Source organism: Sporomusa sp. (genome assembly GCF_057736855.1).
In genome coordinates this window covers 2,120-6,339 of record NZ_JBYKYF010000175.1, presented here as the reverse complement: position 1 = coordinate 6,339, position 4,220 = coordinate 2,120, and the positions used below count along the sequence as shown (strand labels likewise).

General features: G+C 44.3%; 4 protein-coding genes. All 4 read right to left on the bottom strand.

Annotation, left to right across the window (positions count from 1 at the left end; genetic code table 11):
- Nucleotides 1-756: cache domain-containing protein (locus tag AC29Z1_RS11640; RefSeq protein ID WP_488271629.1), on the bottom strand; the 756-nt coding region annotated here is incomplete at its 3' end.
- 239 nt (nt 757-995) lie between these two features.
- A complete protein-coding gene (locus AC29Z1_RS11635; RefSeq protein WP_488271628.1) occupies nt 996-2,066 on the bottom strand; it encodes an ABC transporter ATP-binding protein in 1,071 nt (356 codons plus the stop codon).
- A gap of 4 nt (nt 2,067-2,070) precedes the next feature.
- Nucleotides 2,071-3,762, bottom strand: a complete 1,692-nt coding sequence (locus AC29Z1_RS11630; RefSeq protein ID WP_488271627.1) for an ABC transporter permease — start codon at nt 3,760-3,762, stop codon at nt 2,071-2,073.
- The coding region (locus AC29Z1_RS11625) for a TOBE domain-containing protein (protein WP_488271626.1) at nt 3,759-4,220 on the bottom strand (462 nt) is incomplete at its 5' end. The genes AC29Z1_RS11625 and AC29Z1_RS11630, both read right to left, overlap by 4 nt.

The following is a 4,220-nucleotide window of genomic DNA, read 5'->3' as shown; positions in this document are numbered from 1 at the left end:
AGCATTATAGCGCCGTTCGCCGTTAACGGTTACAAGTTCCAATACTGACTGGCCGCTCATGTATTTGGGGGCAACCTCTTTCAGTGAGCCATTATCAATTGTTAATATATTTTCTGTTATTTTGTATTGCGGATGATATAAAAAATTCCCTTTATTGTCAATCAGACTCGCATAGCCTGTTTCACCGACTTTAATCTCTTTGATAGTTGTTTGAACATGCTCCAAATCCAGCACAATACCCACAACACCAATAGCCTTGCCACCGACGACTATAGCTTTACTCACAGTCACAGCCGGCTTACCAGTCGATTTACTTTCATAAACATCAGAATAAGCTATATTTTGGGTTTTAATTCCCTTTTGATACCAATCCCGTTTGCGAGGATCAAAATCCGCAGCATACACGGTGCCCATAGCATCAAACATTTTCCCGTCTTCATAACCGACAAGAACATTACTCACCCCGCTGCTGGAATATTTGGCCGCAGCCAGTATTTCCCGAATATCGGCTGCTGAATATTGTTTCTGTCCCAATAGGAGCGCTTGATTGATTGCTAAAATTTCTTTTTCTCGTGTCCACTTTTCAATTTCAGCTACCGTACTTTCTGCCAACAAACCAATACTGGTACGTAGCTGCTTACTCATGGCATCATAGGCAGAATTGTAAGCTACATACCCAAGTATGCCAAAAGCCAGTACTATCGGAATTAAAAACAAGGCCAGCATTTTGTTCTTAAGCTTCAGATTTTTAAACATATTTCATCTCCCTCTCTTTAAAATAAATAAAAGTCATTATTTATTCTATCAAATCTTTACAAATATTTCAAAAAAATTCTATTTTTTGAAATATTTTACTTTTTTATAAATAAAATAATGTCGAATGACGTGATTGAACCTTAGAATGCTAAACAATCTAAACCGAAAAAAAGAACAGTCTCAATCGTTAAAGACTGAGACTGCATTACAAAAATTAAATTTCTTGTTTGTATGCTACCTTATTCTTCCCCATCGTACCAAGCAGGGCGTAAGAAACGCAGGTAACATGCTTCGCCAATTTCAGGACCGGGAGCGCGACGTCCTTTTTGGACACGAATTTCTTGACTACCGATACTTATCTGATAGTCAATAATTTCACCCAGAAACGCCTTGCGGCTGACAACTCCAGGCAATGCGCCCTCAACATTTTCGCTCACAAAATCAATTTCCGATGGACGGCTTGCCAAGGAAAGCAACCCTTTGCTGCCTTTATTTTCTGGTACATTCAAACTCTCCGGCAGCGGTATGTTCGCACCGCGGACAAACGCTCTATCTCCTTCCTTGACAACCTCCAAGAAGTTGGAGAGACCAATAAAGCTAAAAACGAATTTGTTGGCTGGATGATTGTATACATTAAGCGGCGTATCGATTTGCTGCACAACACCTGATCTCATAACCATTATGCGGTCTGAAAGCGCCATAGCCTCAGATTGGTCATGTGTCACATAAATAATGGAAAAGCCATATTTTCGTTGTAAATCTTTGATCTCAAACCGCATTTCTTCGCGCAAATGAGGGTCTAAGCTGGAAAGCGGCTCATCTAGGAGCATAACATCCGGATTGATGGCCAATGCCCGGGCCAGGGCCACCCGCTGTTTACCGCCTCCAGAAAGCGATGCCGGACTCTCCTCTGCGTGTTTCAGCAAATTTGTGGAGCGCAGAGCGTCTTTCGTGCGCTTATCAATCTCTGACTCAGGAAGTTTGCGAATACGCAGCGGAAAAGCAACATTTTCATACACTGACAGATGCGGCCATACGGCAAAAGCCTGAAATACCATACCAAAGTTACGATTTTCTGGCGGCAGGTAAAAATTACGCTTAGGAGATGATATCAGGCGGTCTCCGACGTAAATCTCCCCATCGCTCAAGTCCTCAAAGCCTGCCACCATACGAAGTGTGGTAGTCTTGCCACAACCGGACGGCCCCAGCATGGAGAAGCATTCACCCTTGCCAATCTCCAGATTCAACGAGTTGACAGCAGTAACATTGCCGAATTTTTTGGTTACGTTTACTAAGCGTATATGCGACATCGTCTTATGCACCTGCCTTTCTTGTCAAACGGTTGATCAGCATCTGACCTAAAACAATCAAAATTAGGGCAATGCCGGCCAAGGCCGCTGAAACTACGGTTTCGCCATCCTCATTCAAGGTATAAATAGCAACGCCGATAGTCCGGGTAGTTGGCGCGTAAAGCATAATAGAGACTGTCAATTCGCGCAAAGAGGGGAGGAATATGAGGAAGAAGGCTGCCAGCATGCCAGGACGCACCAGCGGTAACACAATATCTTTGAGTGTTTGCCACATACTAGCACCACAGGAACGAGCTGCTTCCATCAAAGAGTCATGCACCTGTTCCAGAGCCGCTGAATTGGCCTTGAGAGAAAAAGCCATGTATCGCGCAATATAGGCAACTAGAATGATCCAAATGGTATTATAGAGATTGATGCCAAACATTCCGCTCCAAGCAAGAATTACACCAAGAGCGATAACCGAACCTGGCACTGAAAAGGGCAGCATTCCTAAAAATTCTAAAATGCGTTTACCCCGTACATCCATCTTAACAATAACATAGGAAATCATAACCCCGGCGAGCATGGTAATAACTGCTGCGCCCAAGCCCAGTGTGACACTGTTCCAAATGGCGTCCTTGGTCACCTGGTAGTCAAAGAGGATAAATTTATAGTTGTCAAGTGAGAGATTCTCCGGTGTAAAGGGCAACCCGTAGGTTTTCAGTCCTCCTACGAGGAAAATAACTACTGTAGGCAATACGATGGTAAAAGCAATATATGCCAGACAAAGAACCAGGAGCGGTATCCGCAGAGCACGCAACTTCAGTTCCATTGGCCGGAAGCTTTTTCCGCCGATAATCTGATACTTTCCTTTGCTGAGGATCTTGCCCTGCAGCCAGATAATAAAAGCTGCCGTTACTACCAGCACAGTGGCAAGCACCGTACCTGTCCGTATAGAGTCAAAACTTCCCGCGCTCTGATGAATGCGTTGATAAATAAGTGTCGGAATATTATATATACCGTTTTCGATACCAAGCACAGCAACTGTACCAAAATGGGCCATAGAGTAGAGCATAATAAGCAGTGCGCCGGAAAGAATACTTGGCAATACCAAAGGAATTGTAATTTTTCTGGTGATGGTAAACAGTCCTGCTCCCGATATCCGGGCAGATTCTTCCAGTGTCGGGTCCATACGTTCAAGGGCACCGCACACTTGGATGAATACAAAGGGGAACAGATACATGACTTCGACCAACATGATGCCCAGATAGCTGTAAATATTAAATATAGGACCGTCAAAACCGAAATGCTCCATAAAAAATACGTTGATCATGCCAGCATTCGGTGAAAGCAGCATTTTCCAAGCAAGAGCGCCGATAAATGACGGAAGCATGAATGGTACTAAGAACATCGACTTCATAAAGGTTTTGTAGGGAAGATCTGTTCGTGTCACCAGCCAGGCAAAGAAAGTCCCGACAATGGTGCTGCCGATGGTCGTACCACTGGCGATAATCAGTGAATTCACTAACGCCTGATAGGTCTCTTTCTCTAACAGAATTTTAATAACATCTCTGAGGTTAAACTCACCATTTACCCAGAACGCATTGAAAAAAATTAACAGAACCGGAACAGCCACCACAATGACCAAGATGGCTATGGAAAGAAAGAGTATTATTTGCGCTGCACCAAAATTGCTCTTTTCAGTCATTGAGTTCATTGTTTTACCACCTCCGCAAGGCTTTCCGCATTAAACCACAAAAGGTTCCGGAAACTTACCACACAAGTTTCCCCCTCCTGGAACATCAGCCCCTTTGAGATAGCCTCATGGGTTTCGATACTGGTACGTAGATGTGCTCCATCCACCTCAATAAGATAATCCATCATCGCTCCCAAAAAGCTGGCGCGTTTTACCGTGCCTATTAAGCCTTTTAAACCGGTTCCTTGCGGAGCTATTTCCACGTCAGATGGGCGGAAACCAGCAACCCATTTAGGTGCGTCACCTTTAGGTGCCTCCCATGGAATCGGCTGATTACCATCGCCCACTAAAAAGGCTTCCCCTTCTCGCCGCACAGGTACGAAATTCGCGATGCCCATGAAATTGAACACATAGGGATCTACTGGTTGCTCAAAAATTTCCCAAGGAGTTCCTATCTGACGGATTCTGCCCTGCTCGTC